Genomic DNA, 20,174 nt, shown 5'->3' with positions numbered 1-20,174 from the left:
GCCGCCGCGCTATCCGACGGCGCCCGGGAGTGCGTTGGCTGTCGGCGCGGCCTCCGTGGCGGGCAGTGGAAGCGGGCCGTCGATGACCGCGAGGAGTGCGGTCGCGGCGCGGCGCAAGGGCGCTTCGAGCGCGTCTCGCTTGCGGTGGAGCTGGTCACGGTAGACCGAGGTGGTCAGCGCGACCGGGTGGTCGGTCCTGGGCCCGTTGTGGACCAGGATTGCCATGCACGCGCCGACTTCGTTGAACTGGGCCTCAGCGATGAACAGGTGGCCGGGCTTGTCGACCAGTCGCTGCTCGAGGTCGTCAATGGTGGTCGGGGTCTGTGGCGTGAACGGGTGCAGTCCGTGTCGGGCGAGGTAGCGGCGGCGCTGGAACGAATCGAGGTGCGCCAGGACCGCTTGGCCGCCCGAGGTGGCATGGGCGGCATCGGCCGTGACGGCGGGCAGGAGCGAATCGCCCTCGGGTGCGGGTCGGAAGTGGGAGAGGATGAGCCCGTGCTCGCGCGAGATGCGGACGAGCGCGGCATCGTGCCCGGATGCTTCGACGTACTCCTCGATGATGCCATCGAGGACCTCGTCGCTGGCGGTGCATGGCGGCAGCATGAGTCCGTCGGCGTCGATGCGGTATCTGCCGGTTCCGGGGCCGGTCTCGGCGATGCAGTGGAACTCGGTACCGATGCCGATCGCGGACCAGGCCTGGTGGGGGTCGATGCCGACGTGCTCGGCGAGTTCGGTCGGCGTCAGTCCGTCGGGGGCCTGCCGGAGGTGTTCGAGGACGCTTTGGAACCCTCGGATGAGCTCGGCCGATCCTCCGGCGACGGTGGGGCCGGGATTGTGGCTGCCGAACGGGTCGCGGAGGATCCAGCCCCCGGCGGCGAGGGATTTGAGGTGGGTGCGCAGGGTCTGGTCGGACATGGTCGCTCCGGCCTCGGTGAGGATCCGCCGCAACTGCTTGGTGGTGCGCCCGGGGTGCTCAAGGACGGTCTGGAGGATGCGCAGGGTCCGTTCTGACGTCTGCACGGGCCATTGCCGATTCGGATCTTCGTGCGTATCCATGTCCTGTGTCCCCCGATACAGGCGGTGTCGGTGATCGGGTACCGGACGACTCAGGAACGTTCTCGAAGGCGTAAAGGTCGAGATTTTTCTAGCGGAGCTGGAATCGCGCGAGGCTTTCCGACCTAGCGGTTACTGACAGTCATCTGACACGATCGTTTTTGTGAACTCTCATGATACGCAGCAAAATGTGCTAGCCGCAAGGCTCGCGGCCCTGGTCAGCGTCGTGCTCGCGGCAGCCGCCTGCACCGACGCCGCTTCAGACGACGCGTCGACCCCCACCGATGACGCCTCCTCGGCGTCGGCCGCTCCCGTACCGCCCGAAGCGATCGAGGACCCCGAAGCGGCGGCGATCGCCGCCTACACCCGGTACTGGGACACCCTGACCGCCGCCGCCGCAGCACCCGACGGCGACTACAGCGAGTTCGACGCCATCAGCGCCGATCAGGCGCTGGAGTATGCCGTCGCCATCGAGTCCGAAGCCTTCGAGAACGGGAACCGCATGATCGGCACTGTCGGCCTCAATCCCTCGGTCAAGGACGCCGTCATCGGCGACGACCTCACCCAGGTCATCGTCCGCGACTGCGCGGACACCAGCGGCATGCAGACCCTGAATCAGGACGGCGAACCGGTCGCTGGCGAGTCGTACGGCCCCCAGGAAGTCCAAGCCAGAGTCGAACTCATCGCAGGCATGTGGATCATCACGGTCCTGGCGATCCAGGAGGTCGGATCATGCGTCCCCGACGACTAGCCGTCCTCCCCGCCGCGGCAGCCGCCCTGGCCCTCGTACTCCTCGCCGACCACCCGGCTGGGGCCGATTTCGGTCCCACCTGCTCGGACGACGACGACTGGTGCGAGGTCGAGGCCGAGGACCCGGGCGACGCTGGCGGCGACGGCGGCACCGGGGCTGACCCGGGTGTTGACGACGGCGCCGAACCGCCCGCGGGGGGCGGTTCGGGCACCGGGACGGATGCGCTGAGCGACTGCACGTCGTCGGTCGTCGATGATGTGGATTCGCATCCGCTGGCCGGCCCGCGGCCGAGCGACCAGTCGGTCCTGGTGATCGAGAACTGCACGATGGAGTCCGGATCGAGCATCCAGTCCGCGGAGTGGGTCGAGCTCGGCGCCGACGGCCAGGTCGGCATCTCCACCGAGGTGCTCGCCCAGCGCGCGGTCGACCGGCTCGTGCTCTTGCAGCCACAGATCGGGGCCAGTCCCGAAAGTCAGCAGCTGGTGCGGTTGCCGACGTGGCTGTGGGTCGAGGAGGCGACCTGGTCGGTGCGCGTGGCCGAGGCCGCCGCGGGCGACATGACCGCCACCGCCACCGCCACACCGGTCGCCGTCTCCTGGGACATGGGCGACGGGTCCACAGTCGATTGCACGGGCCGCGGCGTCGAGTGGAAACGCGGCACCGACCCGAAGGCGGCCTCGGAGTGCTCGCACACCTACCTCCAACCAAGTTCGGACGCGCTGGCGGTGACGGCGACGGTCACCTGGCGGGTGACATGGGTCGTGACCGATGCCGAGGGCGAGCTCGATTCAGACACCGAGCCGGACATGACCACGGCCAGTGACACCGCCTGGCCGGTCCTGGAGTCGCAAGCGCTCGGGGAGCGCTGATACCGATGGCAACGGGGGGAATCGTGAATGCCAAGCAGCCCAAGGGCACCGCGCCGAAACGGCGTCGCCCGCCCAGGCGCACGGTCGCGCTGATCGCCTGCATCCTGGCGGCGCTGGGGTCGGCCGCGCTGTTCTCGACGGTGGCGTTCACCAACGCTGAGGAACGCACCGAGGTGCTCATCGCCCGGCAGGCGATGCCGGCCGGGCACATGGTCACCGACGCCGACCTGGACCAGCGCGAAGTGGCCGCGGCCGATGTCGCCGCGCTCGGCGCGATGGACGCCGACCGGGGCAGCGCCGTGGTGGGCAAGGTCGTGTCGGTGCCGGTGACCGAGGGCGCGCTCATCACCGAGCAAGTGCTCGGCGACGCGTCCCTGCCGGAAGCAGGCAAGGTCACCGCCACCGTGCTCCTTGCCGATGGCCGGTGGCCGACCGCGCTGGAAGCGGGTCTGCCGGTCACCGTCATGGGCGTCAATGCGGCGGGAGCGCCGTGGCAGGCGGGCGCGGTCGCGCTCGATCTCGCTGTCCCCGAGGGCGGTGGCGGGGCGCTGGTGTCGCTGTCGTTGGCCGCGACCGATGCCGCCGGGCTCGCCGGGGCCGATCCGGCCTCGCTCATGGTCGTCATCACCGCGCTCACCGCCCCGAGTGGAGGGAACTGACATGGGACTGATCGCCGTCGCCGAACTCGCCGCCGCGCAGGGCGCGACGACCACCGCACTCGGGCTCGCCGCATGCTGGCCCGAGGCCGAGGTCGTGCCGGTCGTGGTCGAATGCGACCCGGCCGGAGGGGACCTCGCGGCCCGCTGGGACCTGTCGGTCCGCCCCGGCCTGGCCGAAGCCGGCGGAGCTGCAGCCGCCGCCGAGCAGCCCGGGCCTGCGGCCCTGGACGCGGGAACACAGGCCATTGCGGTGGCGGGCCGCACCGTCGAGGTCGTGTGCGCCTCCTTGGGCGGGGCCGAGGTCGCCCCGGCCCTGGCCGTGCTGGCCGCGCCCGGATCGAAGGCCCTTGCGGCCCCGGACGGGTGGGTCGTGGCCGATGCCGGGCGCCTCGACCCGCATGCCCCGACCTGGGCCCTGCTGGCCGCCGCCGACTGCACCGTCCTGGTGGCGCGCGCCGACCTCGAAGGGCTCGCGCACCTGCGCGCGCGCCTCGACGCATTGGCGGGCTCCCTGGCCGGCCCCATCGCGAACCGGGCCATCATCGCCCTCGCCCCGGGGACCTACACGGTCGACAAGGCAACCGACCTGCTGCGGGCGGCCGGGGTGGAGATCCCCGTCGCCGGACCGGTCGGCCGGATCCGGCCGGTCTCGCCCGACCCGCTCGGGTGGCGCGGCAAGCGCGCCCTCGGCGCCTGGCACCGCCTCGCCGCCGCCGTCCACGCCAAGGCCCTCACCGGCCCGCCCCTGGCGCTCACCGCCGGAGCCGCGGACACGAAGGAGCTGTCATGACCACCACCGCACCCGCCCTCAGCGTCGACGCCGCCGACGAGACCGCCACCGTGGAGGCCTTGTGCGCCGCGGCCCGGGAGGTCCTGGCCGCGCGTCCCGCACCCGGGCCAGGCGAGCGGCCCGCGGCGATCGCCAACGCTGCCGAACAGGTCGTCCAGCAGCACAGCCAGGACCTGCTGCGCGCGGGCCGGTCGCCGGTCGATGCGGCCGGGCAGCGGCGGCTGCGCCAAGCAGTCGAAGCGCGACTGTCCGGCCTGGGGGCCTTCGCCCCCCTCCTCGCCGATGAATCCATTGAGGACATCTGGTGTATCGGGTGCGACAACATCACCGTGGTGCGCGCCGGCGACGTCCGGGAGGCGGCCGCACCGGTCGCGACCTCCGATGCCGACCTCGTCGACCTGGTCCGCGCCATCGTCGCCGCCGGCGGCACTGACGGCGAGCGCCGCTTCGACGCCGCATCGCCAACCGTGAACTACCAGCTACCGGACGGGTCACGGTTGCATGCGACCCTGGGCGTCTCGGACCGGCCGACCGTCTCCATCCGCCGGCACCGCCTCGTCGAGGTCAGCCTCGCCGAGCTGCGGGCAGCGAGAATGTTCGGCGCCGATATCGCCGCGTTCTTGGAGGCGGCGGTCGCGGCCCGGTGCAACATGATCATCAGCGGACCGTTCCGGTCGGGCAAGACCACACTGCTGGGTGCCCTCGCCGGGCTGCTGCCGGCCCAGGAGCGGCTCATCACCATCGAGGACGCCCGCGAGCTCGGCCTGCACCGCGACTCCCGCCACTCCCAGGTGGTCAGTTTCGAGACGCGCGAGCCGAACATCGAAGGCGCCGGGGAGGTCTCGGCCTCCCGCCTGTTCCGGGAGGCGCTGCGCATGTCTCCGGATCGGATCATCGTCGGCGAGGTCAGGGGCGGTGAGGTCCGGGTCATGCTGGAGGCGATGTCGACCGGCACCGACGGGAGTCTGTGCACCATGCACACCTCCTCCAGCCAGGGCGTGTTCTCGAAGATCAAGAGTTTCGCGCGCGACGGGGGTCTCGACCCGGAGGCCGCGGCCGAGAAGATCGCCGAGGGCCTGGACTTCATCGTCCAGATCCGCCATACGCCCTCCCGCGGCCGGTACATCTCCTCGATCCGTGAAGTCCGCGGCGCCGAGGGCACGCAGGTGGCCTCGAACGAGTTGTGGGAAGAGGGCCGGGACGGGCGGGTCCTGTTCCGCACCATGCCCTCCCAGGCTCGTGCCGAGCGGCTGCTCGAGCACGGCTGGGTCCGGCCGGAACTGGCCGGGTGGTGACCATGGACGCCGCTACCGCATTCCTGGGCGCCGCCTTCGGGCTCGCCGTCACCGGCGCGGTCCTGGCCGCCCGCCGCCCCGCACCTCCGGCCGACGAAGACACTGACACCCCTCCTGGACGGGTCGTGCCGTGGCGGCGTCTGGCCCTGACCGCGATCCTCGCGGCGGCAGTGTTCACCGCGACCAGGTGGCCGGTCGCGGCCGCCGCCGCGGCCCTGCTGGCATGGTTCGCGCCCACCATCTTCGGCGGGGCCCGCGAGTTCACGGCGGCGATCGCCCGCATCGACGCGGCAGCGGCCTGGGTCGAATCGCTGCGCGACAACCTGGTCGCGGCCACAGGCCTGGAGGCGACCATCGTCGCCTCGGCCCGCCGCGTCCCCCCGGGACTGCGCCCGGAGATCCAGGCGATGGCGCAGCACCTCCGCGCCGGTGCGTCCCTGAAATCGGCGCTGCTGGACTTCGCTGCCGCCGCAAACGAAGCGATCGTCGACGATGCGGTCATCGCGCAACTGGAGGCCAGGACCAGCGCCGGAAATCTTGCACAGGTCCTGACCCGGCTGGCCGAAGAAGCGCGGGAAGAGGCCGGGCGGATCCTGCGCATCCGCGCGGCCCGCGCCCGGATCCATACCGCCGCACGGCTGATCACCACGGTCATCGTCATCATGACGACGCTGCTGATCGCCTTCGGCTCCTCGTACCTGGAGCCGTATAACAGCGCCGCCGGGCAAGTGATGCTCGCGGTCGTATTCGCGATCGCGGCCCTGGGCCTGTGGTCGCTGTTCCGCCTCGCCCACGAACCGCAGCCACCGAGCTTCCTGCGACCGGCCGAAATCGAGGAGGCCCAGTCATGAACCTGCTGCTCGCCGCCGTGCTCGGCATCATCTTCGGGCTCGGAGCTGCCGGGGCCGTCCTGGTCCTGCGCCCCGCCCGTCCCCGAGCCGCGGCCGCGCTCGCCTCAGTCACCGACCACACCCCGGTCACTGGCGCCGCCGGTGATGAGCGGGTCGAGGACCACAGGTGGCCACCGCCGCGGATGCGCACCGACCTCGCCGCGATCGGACTGCCCCCGGCGCTCTTCCGCCAGCGCCTGGTGCGCACCGTCATCGCCGCCGTCGCGGTCCCGCTCATCGGGGCCGGACTGCTCGCTGCTGTTGGCATGGGGGGCGTGCTGGTGCCTGCGGCCGGGCTCAGCGCGTTCGCCGGACTCATCGCCTACCAGTTGACCTGCGCGCACCTGCGCGCCGCGGCGAACGACGCGCGCGATGAATACCGCAGGGGCCTGGCAACCTACCTCGGGCTGGCCGCGATGCGCCTGTCCTCGGGCGCGGGGATCGAATCGGCGCTGCGCAAGGCGGCCGCCGCAGGGCACGGCCCGGTGTTCGCGGCCATCCGCGCCGCGCTCGACCGGGCGGCGATCCTGGGACAGTCCCCCTGGGACGCCCTGGCCGACCTCGGGGAGCGCGTCGGTGTCGCCGCGTTCGAACAGCTCGGCGCCACCGCCGGCCTCGCCGGCGAATCCGGCGCCCGCATCGGCACCTCGCTGGCCGACCGCGCCCGCGCCCTGCGCCTGGCCCGTCTCGCCGAGCTCGAGACGAAAGCCAACATCGCCACCGAGCGGATGAGCCTGCCCGTCGTCGCGCTCGCCACCAGTTTCCTCCTGCTGATCGGCTACCCCGCCATCACCTCCGTCCTGACAGGACTGTAAGCCGCGACCAAGGAAGAACTACGAGAGAGAACGCACCATCGGGGGATGACATGTACCACGCATATTTCGAATGGATCCGCTGCCACATGGCCGATCTCGCCAGTGCCGCCCGCGAGGACGGCGGCCAGGGCGGGATGTCCGACGAGGTCTCGTGGACCGCGATCATGGTCGCCGCTGCGATCGCCGCCGCCACGGCCATCGCGGGCGCCGTGGTCGCCAAAGCGTCCGGGATCGCGTTCTAGGCGCCAGGCCATGAGCACCGCATTCCATGACCTCTTGCGAGTACGCACGGCGCAGCGCAGGTTCCGCGCCCCGGCCCGGGGACATCGGCAGGGCGCCATCGCCATCGATTCCGAGCCGCTGCCGCTGCTGCGGGGGCCGGTCTGGAACCGCGGCGCCGGCGTGGCCGAATCCGTCATCGCGGTGTTCGCCGTGTTCCTCTTGCTGTGGTTCGGCATCCAGCTGGGGATCTGGGCCCACGCCCACCATGTTGCCGCGGCCGCCGCGCAGACTGCGCTCGCTACCGCACGGACCGAGGACGGCTCGGCCAGCTCAGGGGCCGCCACCGGCGCGGCATCACTGGGGATCAACGCCGGCGGGTCGTTGGAGGATGCCAGCATCACCGTCGACCGCGGCGCCGAGACGGTCACTGTCACGGTCACCGGGCACGCGCCCGGGGTCATCCCGGTCCCGAACTGGTGGGGCGTCACGGCTTCGGCGACCGGCCCGGTCGAGCGGTTCGTCCCGACCGGGGAAGGCGGTTGAGTCGTGTCCGCCGCCGGGATACTGCTGGCGCCGCCGCCGGGCATGGAGCATCGCCTGCATCGCCATGCCGGGTCGGGGATAGTCGAGGTGGTCCTGTTGTCGCCGCTGGTGGGTTTCATGGCGCTCGTCATCTTTGGGGCCGGCCAGATCGTGTTCGACCGGATCGCGACCGACGGGGCGGCGCACGCGGCAGCCCGGGCCGCCAGCCTCGAGCTCACCATGGGCGAGGCCCAGAGCGCCGCGGCGGCAGCGGTCGAGGCGAGCTTGGGCGACCGGTGCACGGCGTACTCGGTGCACCTCTCAGGCGACCTCGCGCCAGGCGGGACTGTCACCGCCACGCTCACCTGCACGGTTGACGTTGAGTCTCCAGTCTGGCCGCCGCAGGAGCTGATCTCGACCGCCCTCTCGCCGGTCGACGCCTGGCGAGGTGCGCCATGACTCCCACTGAGCCGCTCCCGCTCCTGGTCACTGGTGGCTGTGACGGATCGCAGCACCGGGCCAGTGCCGGATGGGCGACGGGCGTCGTGGTGGTCATGTTCTTCGCGCTCGTGGCCGTGCTCGGGCTGGTCGCCGACGCCGGGCTCACCGTCGCGGCGAAAGCCCGCGCGCAGACGGCCGCTGCCGAGGCCGCCCGCGCTGGCGCGGCCGAACTTGATGTGGAGTTCCTGCGCACCAACGGCATCGTCCGGCTCGATCCCGCTGCCGCACAGGCGGCGGCCAGCGCCTGGCTGGGTGCAACGGGGCACTCCGGCACCGTCTCGGCGACGGTCGCCGAGGTCACCGTGACTATTCGAGACACCCACCCGACGCAGGTCCTCACCTTCGTCGGGGTGTCGTCAATTCCGTTCACCGCCACTGCGACCGCGGCCCCCAACCAGGGGGAGGACGCCGCGGCTGGCCCGAGCACAGGGAGTCCGCCATGACCCGCATTGCCACATCCACCACGGGCCCGTCGTTCGGCGCGCGGATGGCATGGGGCGCCGTCGCCGGGCTGGGCCTGGGTGTCCTGCTCGCCGGCGTGCCGGTAGCTCTGGCCTCCGGGTTCGGATGGCCGCCACCGGTGCCGGACCGGGATGCGCTGGCCTACCCGCACCTCCACGAGTCCGAATTCCTCGCCATCGCCCTGGCGTGGGCCGGATGGCTGGTCTGGGTCTGGCTGGCGTGCACGGTCATCGCCGCTCTCGTCCACTATCTGCGGTGGGGGATGCGCCCGGAGACGCTGCGCGATTCGGCCTCTCCGGCCCGATGGCTCGCCGGAGCGCTCATCGGCACGGTCGCCACCGCCCTGCCCGCCACCAGCGCGCTGGCCGCCCCCGCGGCCCCGGCGCAGACGAGTGCCGGCCTCGAAACCGGTGCCGACGCCGAAACAGATGCGCCGACGGCCCGGCCCCTAGTCTGGACGACGACTGAGGCCGCGCCGGCCGAGGCCGAAACGGCGGCAGCCGCGACGCCGGTCACCGGCGGCAGTCCCGATCTTGACAGCGGTGCGACGGTGCATACTGTGCGGCAGGGCCAGGACCTGTGGACGATCGCCGGCATCCACTACCACGACCCCACGCTGTGGCCGCTGATCTGGGAGGCCAACAAAGGCACCGTCTTTGCCGACGGTGAGACCTTCACCGACCAGGACGACATCAAGCCGGGTTGGGTCCTGCGCATCCCCGCCCACACGACCGCCGCCGACATGGAGCCCGACGACGACGGATTCATCACCGAGACCGTCGACCCCGATGAGACCCTGTCGGGCTATGCCGAGGAGTACCTCGGTGACGCGTCCCGGTACGGAGAGATCTTCGAGGCCAATGATGATCGGGTGCAAGCCGATGGCCGGACCCTGGACGACGCAGATGTCATCGTCGACGGCTGGCAGATCCGCATCCCTGTCGAACCTGACCTCCAACCGGCACCGGCAGCGGAACCGGAAGGGGAACCGCCGGTCCCGGGCGACGGGGACGACGGTCCGGTCGATACCGGACCAGATGAGCACGCCGACACCGAACCGCCCCCGCCCGACCCCGAGCCGGACCCCGGAGCGGATGAGGACAGCACGCGGGAGGCGGCCGAGGAGGAGCGCACGGGCGTGCTCGATGCCGTCCCGTTCGGCATCTGGCTGACCGGCGGCACCTGCCTGGCCGCAGCGACCATCGCCGCGATCGCGCTGCGGCTGAAGCGCCGGCGCGCTCCGGCCGATCACGGCAGCGACCGGATCGAACCCGATGCGGCCTGGACCGGCCGGCTGTCCGATCTCGAAGCGCGCATCGAAGCCGAGCACCGCAAGCTCATCGCCGCACCAGCAGGACCCGGACCCGCCATGGCCGATCCCGACGAGCCCGAATCCGAGGCCGAGCGCGGCCCGGTTGCGGTGCGGCAGTTGGCCGCCGACGGGATCGGTCTGCTCGGACCCGGCCAGCACGGGGTCGCCAGAGCCGCGATCATCGCCGCCGCCAGCGCCGGCGCCGAAGTGCGCCTCACGCAGGCCGCGAACCTCCGCCTCGACCTCGACGAGACGCACCTGCCCAGGTGCGTGACCCTGACGGCGGACATCGACGGCGCCCTCGCCGGGCACCAGGCACCAGGCGACGTCCTGCTCGTGTGCGCCGACACCGAAGTGACTCCCGCCGACCCGGCTTCGCTCCCGCAGTTCCTGTCCACCGACGGGCACGGGGCGATCATCCTGGGCGAATGGGAGCCGGCCACGGTCCGGGTGGCCGGCGACGGCACGATCGAAAACGCTCCGGCGAGCGCCGCGGACCTCGGCATCCTGCACATCGCCGATCGCGACACTACCGTCAGCCTGCTGCAAAGCCTCAAAGAAACCGACACCACCGCCGCACCCCCTGAGGACCCGGCACCCGCTGGCGCGGGGACCGCCGCCCATGGCCCGACCGAGCCCGGGCACACCGTCCCCGGCGACGTCCAGGCCACCCCCGGCAGTCGTGCACCCATCCCTTCGGACAGCGCACCTACAGCAGCGGCCGATCCGGCCGGGCCCATCGCACGCCTGTGCCTGTTCGGGCCTCCAGAGGTCTACATCGGCGATCAAACAGTCGCCTTCAAAAAGGGGCGGCGCGCCAAGGCCTTCCTGGCCGCCCTCGCCCTCGCCGACGGGTCGGTCAGCAGAGCCGACCTCCTGCACGCCGTTCTGCCCGACCACGATGATCCAACACGGGCCCGCTCGAACCTCAACACGATCGGCTCATCACTGCGCGGCAACCTGCAACAGGCCCTCGGCACCGAATCACCGATCTACCACTGGGACAAGCACACCGACCGTTACGAACTCGATCCGGCGGTCTTCACCACCGACCGCGACGCCTTCGACAGCGCCGAGCAAGCCGCAGCACTGGCCACCGATCCCAAGCACGCCGCCGCGCAACTGGAACAAGTGGTGCGCCTCTACACCGACGACCTGGCACCGGACCTCCACACTCCCCAGGTCGACCAGCTGCGCGCGCAGTACCGCGCCGCCGCCGCCCGCGCCGCACAGAAGCTGGCCGACCACTACGCCGAGCACGGCGACCGGGCCCGCGCTGAGCACCACCGCGCCCGCGCCCGCATCCTCGGCGCCAACGAGCCGGCAACGCCATGACCGCCGCCCTCGCCCTGCTCGCAGCTCTGGCCGTCCTCGTGCTGGGGCCATATGCATTCGCGTTCGAATCGGCCCTGGCCGGTGGGCGGTTCGCCCCCGACCTCACCGCGCGGCAACGGCACGTCACGGCCGCCATGATGATGGCCATCGCTGGCGCTGCCGCCCTCGCCGTCACACACACCAGCGCGCTGCGGCCGGCATCGATCGCCCTGATCGCCGCCGCCGCGGCCACACCGGTCCTCGCCTTCATCGACATCCGCGCCCGCCAGCTCCCCCTGCCGCTCACCGGTCTGCTCGCCGCTGCAGCGGCACTGGCCTTCAGCATCGACGCCTTCTCCCACGGCACCTGGTCGCACGCCTGGAGCGCACTGGGCTCGGCTCTCGTCACCGGGTCGGTCGCCGCCGGGTTCTGGTACTTCGTCCGAGGCTTGTTCGGACTCGGGGATGTCACCCTGCTCACTGTTATCGCCCTCTACCTGGGATGGTATTCCTGGGCAGCCGCGTGGCTCGGCGTCCTGGCGGCGACCTTCGCCGCATGCCTGCTGGCCCTCGCCCATAAGATCCGGTACCGCACGAAAGGCGCCCGGATCCCGCTCGGACCCGCCTTCCTCTCAGCGTGGTGGCTCCTCGAAGCACTCACACTCGCCACCTGAGCTCCCGGAAGACACATCACCATTCAATCCATAGTGGACTAACGAGGCGAGGAGAAAGGGCCCTCCTCCCGGCTGTAGCGGCCAGGGGCCTACCGGGTGCAGCGACTGCGCACGTCCGGCGGAGGCGCCGATTGGCGCCTCCGCCACGGACGTGCGCGAGGGGAGCGACGATCGCTGCTGGCGGAGTCATGCAGGTGGCGGGCCGGCGTCGGCAGGGTGGAGTTCGGTGTGTTTCTCGTGCTTGCCCACCTCAGGACTCCTGGGCTGCATTGCCGTGACCGGTGCGGCGAAGCTAGGCTCCGCGGAGGTAGCTGCGCGAGTCCTTCGTGGCGGCACCGGCATCCAGGACGTCGGCGATGGCGGCTACGGCCGGGGGGAGTTCCTCGGCCTCGGCCATGACGGCACGCGCTGCGGCCACCAGGGCCGAGTCGTCGGCATCCCAGGCGGCCAGGGCCGCGAGCGCCGCGCAGGCGGTCCGAGCGGGCCCGTAGGCGTGGCGGGTGAGTTCGTTCCACAAGTGACATCCGGCGGCGGCCGTGTGGGTGCCGTCGAGGATGTGGTTCACCGCGGCGGCGAACAGCGGGGAGTCGGTCGCCAGCGCGGTGGACAGGTTGATTGCTTCGGGTGCGGTGAGGGGCCGCATGCGCGAGAGGAGGTCGTCAAGCTGCGCGCGGTCGCGGACGGCTAGGGCGGCGGCGTCCGCGCTGGCGGCGAGCATTCGCAGCCGCGCGATCTGGTCGTTGGCGGCGACCAGCTGGTCAAGTTCACCGATGCCCTCGGGCAGGCCGAACAATTGCATGCGGGCTGCGCGCACCCCGTGGGCGCAGATCGCGATCGCCGTCAGGCGGGCCCATGCCGGGTCGAGGTCGGGGAGCGGCTCGGTGTGGAGTGCCAGGTCGGAGTCAGTGCTCTCGGCCAGGCGACCGTAGCGGGTCCCGCTGTTGGTCACGATCAGTGCGGTGCTGCGCTCGATGAAGTCGAGCGCGTCGTGGAACTCACCCACCCTGACGACCGCTTCGGCGACGTCGGTCGGATCGGCTGCGAACCCGATGAGCCATCCGCGGGTGGCTCCGGCTCGGCTGAGGGCCTCGCTGAACTCCGCGAGCTCCTCCTCCCGCTCGTATCTGAGGTGGTGCAGGGGAGCGGCCACGATCTGCAAGGGACCCGCGAGGCCGAGCGCGATCGCCACGAGGGCCTCCTCGGGCGGCTCGTTCAGGAGGTGAGGCACGAGCGCGGCGATGACACCGGGGTCGGCGTCGGCGAGCTCGTGCAGACGAGGGAGGTGGCCGGTGCGGGAGGTGCGGCCCTCGCCGCCGTGCTGCGCGAGCTGCTCGCGCAGGGTTCGCGCTTCTCCTGCTATGTGCCCGGCGCGCTCGTAGATCGGATCGCCGGTGGCGTTGTGGAACACGGGGTTGCGCCCCTTTCTGGTGTGGAGTGGACGGCGCGGCGCCGGAGGGGCGCCGCGCCGGGTTCGGTTAGGAGTTGCGGACCTCGGTGAGGCTCTTCAGGTCGGCAGCGCCGAGGTGCGCGCGCGGACTGGCGCATTGCCCGGAGAATGCGACGCCTTCGGCGCGGAGGCGCTCGCGTTCGGCATCAGGGTCCGCGTAGCAGGCGCGGGGGCGGCCCGCCGAGGTGAGGACGCGGTGGCGTCCTTGGACTGCCTGGAGGTCCAGGAATCTGGTAACCACCTGCGCCCGGACGCCGGTCACCTCGCCGAGCGCACTGCTGCTGGTCCACTTCCCCGCTGGTATCGCCTCCACGACCGTGCGCACCGTGTCGGTCCATGCGGGCGCCCTGCGGGGTGCGGAGGTCACGTGCGCAGGTCCGGACGGCGCGGAGGACGGTGGTGCAGGTTGGCGCCCGATGGCCTCGCGCAGCTCGTCGGCGTACATCCGCTGGAGCGGATCGGCGATGCCGATCGCGCTGAATCCGACACCTTCGCGACGCAGCGTGCGCTGGACGGCGTCGGGGTCGAGGCCGGTTGAGCCCCGAGAGCTGGGCCGCCCGGTCACGTTGAGGACCCGGTGCCTGCCGACGATCGTGTGCTTGGCGAGGTGGCTGACGATTTCGCGCTGGTGGTGGCCGGTCAAGTCCGTCAGGTCCTTGAACGTCGTCCACCGTCCTTCGGGGATCGCCGCGAGCGCGGCTCGGACCACCTCATGCCAGGATCGCCGGTCGCCGGGCCCTGGGTCAGGTCGGCGGGGCCGCACCGCGGCGAGCTGTTCGAGGTATTCGGGGAAGTATCCATGCGGGGCGGGCCACGCCTCCGTGTGGACCTCGGGCGCCGCGGCTCCGGCGCTCCAGGTCATTGCGAAGCGCGTACCTGCGCAGTAGGCCCGGATCGTCACGGCCCGAGAGAGTCCGGTTCCGCTGAAGTGCGCGCGGGCGGCCCCGGTGAGGTCGTCCAGCTCCGCCCCGCCCATCAGGTGCTGGTACTCCTCTGCGGCGGGGGCGGCGATGGTCATCTCGGCGGTGTCGTCGCAGATGGTGAAGGTCTCGCCGTCCTGGTCGACGGGCCAGTGGAGGTACTCGGCGGCGAGGCTCTCCAGGAGCGCGCCGACGCGGACGCGGTAGTCCGATCGCCACGGCGGCGTCCCTTTGGTACCGGGCTCGTCCGCCGGGCCGGGGGCCCCGGCGTGGTTCTCGGGGACGGCCGCGCGCAGGCCCGGCGCGTCGGGGGCGTGGAGTTCGAGGGCGACCGACCGTCCCAGGAGCCGGACGGCCTGGCCTTCGCAGAGCCAGCCCAGGCGCGGATCGGTCCAGGCCGGGCGGACGCCGATCGCGACCGCGTCACGTCCGCCGAGCTCCTCCTCGTAGAACACGGCGCCGTGCCCGAGACGGATGTACTCGCCTTCCTCGGGTGCGGCGTGGCCGGAGAGTCCGACCCGGGCGGCCTGCTCGGCGGTGGGGCGGTCAAGCACGCGGGCGACGAGGGTCCCGCGGGCGCCGGTGTGCTTGGTGTCGAAGCGGTGGCGGCTGCCCTGGTCGTCGGTGAGGGTGAGGGTGCCCCAGCGGTCGCTCATGACCTCGGCGCGGTGGATGACCACGCGGCCCGCGCCGAGGGCGAAGCGCTGGCCCGCGGGGACATCGGCGGCCGGAGCGTCCCACCATCGGGTCTGGCATTCGGGGCCGCAGAAGCGGACCGAGCCGGGTTTGATCGGGATGCGGCAGGCCCAGCAGAGCGTGAATCCCACCTCAGGCCCCCACAGCGACGATCGCGGCGCGGCCGGGGCGTGCCGGGGGCGGGGTGGCGGATCGGGCGATGACGCCGATGGCGACGACCAGGTGCCCGATGTTGTCGGCGTCGAGGGCCAGGAGCGTCGCGCCGAGGTCGATCGGCAATCCGGCGGCAAGGGAGACGGCCGCCATCGCGAGTGCCCGCTCGCCCCCGGACAGGGGTGTCCGCGGCAGGGCCGTGCGCATCGTCCCGAAGTCGATGCTTGCCGTGTCGCCGGAGACGGCGATGTTGTCTGGATCGGCGCTGCATCCGATGAGCCGGAGCTCCTCGACCCCTACCGGCGTGGGGAACTTTGCGAACCGGTCACCGGTGCGGGCAGCGGGGGACTCGGTCAGCGGCCAGATCGAAAGGTCGATCGGGCCTCGTGGTCGGCTTGCGATCGCAACGAACTCTTCGGAAGGGCTGCGGCCGACGATGATCGGGACGAGCCCGGCGACGGCTCTCAGATCGAAGGAGGCGAGGCCATGTATCGATTTGCAGACTGGTGGGTTCACTGTTGGTTCCTTTCTGGAGTGGGCGCGGCCGCTCGGAATAGGGTTCAGGTGCTGGCCGCACATTGACGGATCAACCGGGCGGGGTCAGCCCCCCGGATCCCGTGCAGTCCCTGCTCAGCGGCCCTGGGCGGCTGTCGGGTCTTCCCGACCCGTTGCGACAGTGCCGATGTGCTCGGCTGCGGCGCGCGAGCGCCTCGGAGGCGCCGTCATACTCCGTCACCGGTGTACGACGGCGCCCCCGCGGCAAGGACGGGTGCCGGTCAGGTGAGGTCACGGACCCGGTAGGTGATGGGTTTCTCGTTTTCGAGGGTCAGCAGCGCGACCTGGTCCTTCCCGGGCGGTTCGGTGAGCTTCGCCATCACTTTGCTGACCGATCCGTAGGAGTGCTTGGAGACGAGGTCGCCGTGCTGCGCGCGCAGTTCCCGCACCACCTCGCCGATCTTGTAGGACTCTCCGGCGTTGTCGGGCTGTTCGAGGAATTCCCGCACCAGGCCGCTGAGTTGATCCTTGGCCAGTTTGGAGGTGCCGTTGCCGCGGAGGCCCGATCCGGGTTTGCGTCCCTTGGGCATGCCCGGGATCGCCTTGGTCGTGCCGCATTCGGGGCACGCCACCTGGTCGGGGGCGTCGTCGGGCTGGACTTTCGCCGCTTGGTCGAGCAGGTCGGCCGTGTCCGTCCCCTTCCATGCCCAGGTGCATTCCTCCGACTGGGGGTCGAAGGGGCGCGAGCACTCGATCAGGCCCTGGTGGGCCAAGGCCCGCAGTGCGGTGAGCAGGTGCAGGGACGTGGCCGAGACGTATCCGGCGGCGGCGATCTCGGCGGTGCTGAGCGGGCCGGTGGCTCCGGCGAGGGTGCGGGCGGCGTGCATGACCATCTGGTCGGCGTCCCGGACCTCGGGCTCGGTTTCCTGATCGTCCGCGGAGGCGTCCGGGGCGCTGGCGTCGGGATCGGTGTCTGCTCCCGTGCTGACGTGCGAGGGAGCGGCGGGGGCGGCTGGTGCCGCGGTGGGACGGTTCGGGTCCTTGGCGGCTTCGGTGCCGCCTGCCGCGGGGGCGGGAAGGATCCAGGTCCACTCCCGGGCGGTGCCGGTTCCGTCGACGCGAAGCACCGGCGGGGTGGCGGTGGCGAGTTGATTGAGGATCTTTCCGGCCAGTTGCTTGGAGACACCGGTCCCCTGCGCGATCGCATCGAGGCCGTGGACACCGGGGTTGGTGCTGAGGAATTCGGCGATCTTGCGGGTAGCGGGGTCGGGTTGCTTGGCAGCCATGGGCTGCTCCTTTCAGGTAGTGATTGCCATGTGCATGACGATGGCTCGACTCCTAAGGGAGGTCGAGCCATCGGCGAGTGGTTCGGAGAGTGGTTCGTCGGTCGGCGGGTCTCCTTTCGGTTGCGGCGGGTGAGTCAGGTGGGACCGGCGCCCTCGCGGCGTGGTTGCGCCCTGCAGGTGAGGCCGTAGCCGGTAAGGGCGTCAAAGACACGGTCGGGAAGGGGCCGGGTGCGGTTGCGGGCGTTGCTGAGTGCCCGGCCGAGCCGGTATCCGTCGGCGCACTGGTAGCTCTTGGGGACCTGGGCGTTGCCATGTTCGGTGACGTACTCGCTCAGATGGGTCAGGAGCAGGTCCCATTGGTGCTGGCGGGCGTTCCAGATGAATCCGAGCGCAGCGAGGCGGTCGTGCACCCACTCCGGCGCGCTCTGGGGATGGGCGCGGAGGTTGCTGATGCGCTTGCCGAGGTGGTATCCGTCGTCGCAGGTGAAGTCGGAGGGGACGAGCAGATCACCGTGGTGCGCCTGGTATTGCTCGAGTTCGTCGAGGAAGGTTGTCCACCGGTGCTCTTCGACGTCCCACACCATGCCCAGGGCTTCCAGCTCGTGCTGCACCTGCTGGGGAACGGTGGTGCGGTGCTTGCGGGCGCGCCAGAGCCGCCCCGGCAGGTCGAAGCCGTCCTGACTGGTGTAGTCGGCCGGGACGGTGAGGTGTCCGTGCGTGGTGTGGAAGGCGCGAGCGTGCTCGAGTAGGGTCTGCCACCGAAAGGCGTCCAGGTCCCACACCATGCCGACAGCTGTAAGTGCCGCCGCGACCTCAGCGGGCAGATCGTCTCGGCGCCTGCGCGCGTCGGCCAGTGCACTCCCGAGCGGGTACCCGTCGGGACGGGTGAATCGCACGGGCACCACTGGGGTGCGGTGCTCGGTGCGGTGGGCCGTGAACGCCCGGATGAGGTCGACCCAGGAACGAGCCCCAGGCTCGGCGTCGATGCCCATCGCCTCCAGGGCTTTCCGAGTGGTCGGCAGGAGCCGTTCCCAGGTCTTTCGGGCTTGCTGGAGGCGTGCACCGAGCGGGTAGCCGTCCTCGCACCGGTACCGGGTGGTGATGTGGCCGTGTCCGTGTTCGCTGGTGAATGCATCGGCGTGGTCGATCAGGAGGGTTTCTTTGTGGGCTTGGCTGTCCCAAGTGATCCCGAGCGCGTCCAGCTCCGTGCGGATGTGGGCGGGGATTCGGTCGGGGTGGCGGCGCATGTCCACGACGCGGGAGCCGAGCTGGTACCCGTCGGGGAAGGCGTATCTGGCCGGGACGTCGCCGTGACCGTGTTCGGTGGTGAACTGCCGCAGCCGTTCCAGCAGGACCGCCCACCGGTGTGCCCGGCCATCCCAGACCATGCCCAGGTCCTCGAGGGCGTCGACTCGGTGCGGTGGGAGCAGGCCTTTGGCGCGGCGCTGGCGCTGGTAATGGATCCAGTTCCCCAGTGGGGCTCCCGACTCGAAATGGCCAGCGGGGACGCGCAGGTGCCCGTGTGCGGCCGCGAACGCGGCAGCGGCGTTGTAGCCTTCCTGCCAGGCGGTCGTCGTGCGGCGCACCAGCAGCAGCCGGAGGCGTTCGGCAAGGCGGATGTCGGCGCCGGCGGGAAGCTCGATGGTGATCCGGTCGGGCAGTTCGATCGGGGTGTGGTCATAGGTGCGGCGCTGCCGGTCGAGCGCGAAGGCGAGGTCGCTGTCGAGGGAGCGCAGGGCGTTGACCGCCTCCCACAGCACCTCCCACTGCTGAGGGTCGAGGTCGGTGATGTCGGTGGCGTCGTCGGCGGCGGGGATGACGATGGGGACGATGATGGTCGCAATCCCCTCGCCGGTGGGGCTGGTACGCAGGGCCCGGCCGATGGCTTGGACAGTGTCGACCGGACTGTGCTTGGCGTGGGTAAAGATGACGCCGTCGACGCTGGGAACATCGACGCCCTCGCTCAGGCACCGGACGTTCGACAAGACAGTCACGTCGGCGGGCGGGTGGCGGAGCGCCTCGAGGTGGCGGCCACGGGTGGGCCCGAGTGTGGTGCCGTCAAGGTGGACGGCGTGCACCGTCCCCGGGCGCTCGGCTTCAGAGAGCAGGCCGCGGGCGGCGGGGAGGCCGCGGGTGAACTCCTTGGAGGAGTCGATGCGGCTGGCGAAGGCGATGACGCGCCGCAGCCCGAACTGCTTGACGGCTTTGAGGCAAGCCAGCTGGGCGGCGAGGAGGCGCAGATCGCGGCCCGTCCCGTCGCTGGTGGTCCAGTCGTGTTCAGTGTCGTTGAGGGCCTGGAGGAGGTCGGCTTCGCCGATCCCGATGACCGCGACGCGGTAGTCGTCGAGATGCCCCTCACGGATCGCCTCGGCGAAGGGATAGCGATAGGCGACCGGGCCGAACAGGTCTTCGTCCGACATCGAGTGGTAAGCGGTGGGGTCGTCCGCTTCGAGGTCGATGCGCGGGGTCGCGGTCAGAAACAGGCGGCGCGCGGCGGGCAAGGCCTGGTTGTGGAGGATCCGGCTGATGAGGCCGGGGGTGCCAGTGAGGTGGTGTGCCTCATCGCAGATCAGCAGATCGGCGCTGGCTCCGGCGTGCTGGAGCGCGTCGCCGAGGACGGGCGCGGAGCGGTAGGTGGCGACGATGAGTCGGCGCCCGGAAAGTCCGGCGAGATGGGCGCGGATGGCCTGGGGGTCGGTGGAGGTGGCGGCGCGCAGGTCGGACAGCGTTGCGGCGGTGTCCGGGTCCGTGTCGGTGATGGTGTCGTCGGAACACACCGCGAGCACGGCGTCGAGGTGCGTGTGGCGTCTCCAGGTGGCGATGATCTGAGCGGCGAGGGCAATGGTGGGGACGGTGACGACGATGAGGGTCTCGCCGGGGCAGAGGCGGTCGGCGGCGGCCAGGGCGATCAGGGATTTCCCGGTGCCGCAGGCGGCGTGTACTTGGGTCCGGTCGTGGGCTTTGAGTTGTGTGCAGATCGCCTCGACGGCGTCGCGCTGATAGGGACGTAGGTTCACGGCGGGCTCCTTCATTGCAGGACATCGACAA

The 20,174-nt window shown here is 71.2% G+C and carries 19 protein-coding genes; 13 read left to right on the top strand and 6 right to left on the bottom strand.

Going from position 1 to position 20,174, the window contains the following annotated elements; all coding sequences use genetic code 11:
• Nucleotides 1–9: 9 nt before the first annotated feature.
• The gene (locus WA640_RS19725) at nucleotides 10–1,020 is read right to left on the bottom strand and encodes an IclR family transcriptional regulator domain-containing protein (protein ID WP_335989898.1); all 1,011 of its coding nucleotides are present in this window, start codon (nucleotides 1,018–1,020) and stop codon (nucleotides 10–12) included.
• A gap of 223 nt (nucleotides 1,021–1,243) precedes the next feature.
• On the opposite strand from WA640_RS19725, the gene WA640_RS19720 reads away from it, so the two are divergent.
• From WA640_RS19720 to WA640_RS19660, 13 genes are read left to right on the top strand one after another with little or no spacing between them, the layout of a single operon-like run.
• Nucleotides 1,244–1,804 carry a hypothetical protein gene (locus WA640_RS19720; protein ID WP_335989894.1) on the top strand — a complete coding sequence of 187 codons (561 nt, stop codon included), beginning with the start codon at nucleotides 1,244–1,246 and terminating at the stop codon, nucleotides 1,802–1,804.
• Nucleotides 1,786–2,673, top strand: coding sequence for a hypothetical protein (locus WA640_RS19715; protein WP_335989892.1), 888 nt, complete (start codon nucleotides 1,786–1,788; stop codon nucleotides 2,671–2,673). The genes WA640_RS19720 and WA640_RS19715 overlap by 19 nt, the downstream gene beginning before the upstream one ends.
• Before the next feature lie 23 nt (nucleotides 2,674–2,696).
• The gene (locus WA640_RS19710; protein ID WP_335989891.1) at nucleotides 2,697–3,332 is read left to right on the top strand and encodes an SAF domain-containing protein; all 636 of its coding nucleotides are present in this window, start codon (nucleotides 2,697–2,699) and stop codon (nucleotides 3,330–3,332) included.
• A 1-nt stretch (nucleotide 3,333) separates the two neighbouring features.
• Nucleotides 3,334–4,122, top strand: coding sequence for a hypothetical protein (locus tag WA640_RS19705; protein WP_335989889.1), 789 nt, complete (start codon nucleotides 3,334–3,336; stop codon nucleotides 4,120–4,122).
• The gene (locus tag WA640_RS19700; protein WP_335989887.1) at nucleotides 4,119–5,417 is read left to right on the top strand and encodes a CpaF family protein; all 1,299 of its coding nucleotides are present in this window, start codon (nucleotides 4,119–4,121) and stop codon (nucleotides 5,415–5,417) included. Before WA640_RS19705 ends, WA640_RS19700 begins: the two co-directional genes overlap by 4 nt.
• Nucleotides 5,418–5,419: 2 nt before the next feature.
• Nucleotides 5,420–6,268, top strand: a complete 849-nt coding sequence (locus WA640_RS19695; protein WP_335990307.1) for a type II secretion system F family protein — start codon at nucleotides 5,420–5,422, stop codon at nucleotides 6,266–6,268.
• Entirely contained in the window at nucleotides 6,265–7,122 is an 858-nt protein-coding gene (locus WA640_RS19690; protein WP_335989885.1) for a type II secretion system F family protein, read from the top strand. Before WA640_RS19695 ends, WA640_RS19690 begins: the two co-directional genes overlap by 4 nt.
• Nucleotides 7,123–7,172: 50 nt before the next feature.
• Nucleotides 7,173–7,364 (top strand): hypothetical protein, encoded by a 192-nt coding sequence (locus WA640_RS19685; RefSeq protein ID WP_335989883.1) that lies wholly within the window; start codon nucleotides 7,173–7,175, stop codon nucleotides 7,362–7,364.
• Nucleotides 7,365–7,374: 10 nt separating this feature from the next.
• Nucleotides 7,375–7,887: a hypothetical protein gene (locus WA640_RS19680; RefSeq protein WP_335989881.1), complete on the top strand. Its 513-nt coding sequence runs from the start codon at nucleotides 7,375–7,377 to the stop codon at nucleotides 7,885–7,887.
• A gap of 3 nt (nucleotides 7,888–7,890) precedes the next feature.
• Nucleotides 7,891–8,325, top strand: a complete 435-nt coding sequence (locus tag WA640_RS19675; protein ID WP_335989879.1) for a TadE/TadG family type IV pilus assembly protein — start codon at nucleotides 7,891–7,893, stop codon at nucleotides 8,323–8,325.
• Nucleotides 8,322–8,810, top strand: a complete 489-nt coding sequence (locus WA640_RS19670) for a pilus assembly protein TadG-related protein (RefSeq protein WP_335989877.1) — start codon at nucleotides 8,322–8,324, stop codon at nucleotides 8,808–8,810. The genes WA640_RS19675 and WA640_RS19670 overlap by 4 nt, the downstream gene beginning before the upstream one ends.
• The gene (locus tag WA640_RS19665) at nucleotides 8,807–11,476 is read left to right on the top strand and encodes a LysM peptidoglycan-binding domain-containing protein (RefSeq protein ID WP_335989875.1); all 2,670 of its coding nucleotides are present in this window, start codon (nucleotides 8,807–8,809) and stop codon (nucleotides 11,474–11,476) included. The genes WA640_RS19670 and WA640_RS19665 overlap by 4 nt, the downstream gene beginning before the upstream one ends.
• Nucleotides 11,473–12,129, top strand: coding sequence for a prepilin peptidase (locus WA640_RS19660; protein WP_335989873.1), 657 nt, complete (start codon nucleotides 11,473–11,475; stop codon nucleotides 12,127–12,129). The genes WA640_RS19665 and WA640_RS19660 overlap by 4 nt, the downstream gene beginning before the upstream one ends.
• Nucleotides 12,130–12,421: 292 nt before the next feature.
• Here the strand turns inward: WA640_RS19660 and WA640_RS19655 are convergent, their stop codons facing one another.
• The 5 genes from WA640_RS19655 to WA640_RS19635 all read right to left on the bottom strand — a co-directional run bounded on the left by WA640_RS19655 (nucleotide 12,422) and on the right by WA640_RS19635 (nucleotide 20,143).
• On the bottom strand, nucleotides 12,422–13,537 hold the full coding sequence (locus WA640_RS19655) for a DUF4192 family protein (RefSeq protein WP_335989871.1): 1,116 nt from the start codon (nucleotides 13,535–13,537) through the stop codon (nucleotides 12,422–12,424).
• A 67-nt stretch (nucleotides 13,538–13,604) separates the two neighbouring features.
• Nucleotides 13,605–15,323, bottom strand: a complete 1,719-nt coding sequence (locus WA640_RS19650) for a hypothetical protein (protein ID WP_335989869.1) — start codon at nucleotides 15,321–15,323, stop codon at nucleotides 13,605–13,607.
• A gap of 1 nt (nucleotide 15,324) precedes the next feature.
• Nucleotides 15,325–15,861, bottom strand: coding sequence for a hypothetical protein (locus tag WA640_RS19645; RefSeq protein ID WP_335989866.1), 537 nt, complete (start codon nucleotides 15,859–15,861; stop codon nucleotides 15,325–15,327).
• Between the two features lie 260 nt (nucleotides 15,862–16,121).
• Nucleotides 16,122–17,126 (bottom strand): hypothetical protein, encoded by a 1,005-nt coding sequence (locus tag WA640_RS19640; RefSeq protein ID WP_335989863.1) that lies wholly within the window; start codon nucleotides 17,124–17,126, stop codon nucleotides 16,122–16,124.
• 134 nt (nucleotides 17,127–17,260) lie between these two features.
• Nucleotides 17,261–20,143 carry a DEAD/DEAH box helicase gene (locus WA640_RS19635; protein ID WP_335989860.1) on the bottom strand — a complete coding sequence of 961 codons (2,883 nt, stop codon included), beginning with the start codon at nucleotides 20,141–20,143 and terminating at the stop codon, nucleotides 17,261–17,263.
• Between the last annotated feature and the right edge of the window lie 31 nt (nucleotides 20,144–20,174).

Source organism: Glycomyces sp. MUSA5-2 (genome assembly GCF_037034145.1).
In the GTDB taxonomy this organism is placed as follows: Bacteria; Actinomycetota; Actinomycetes; order Mycobacteriales; family Micromonosporaceae; genus Glycomyces; species Glycomyces artemisiae.
The sequence above is the reverse complement of the archived record's forward strand: the minus strand, read 5'-3'. Positions and strand labels throughout refer to the sequence as shown.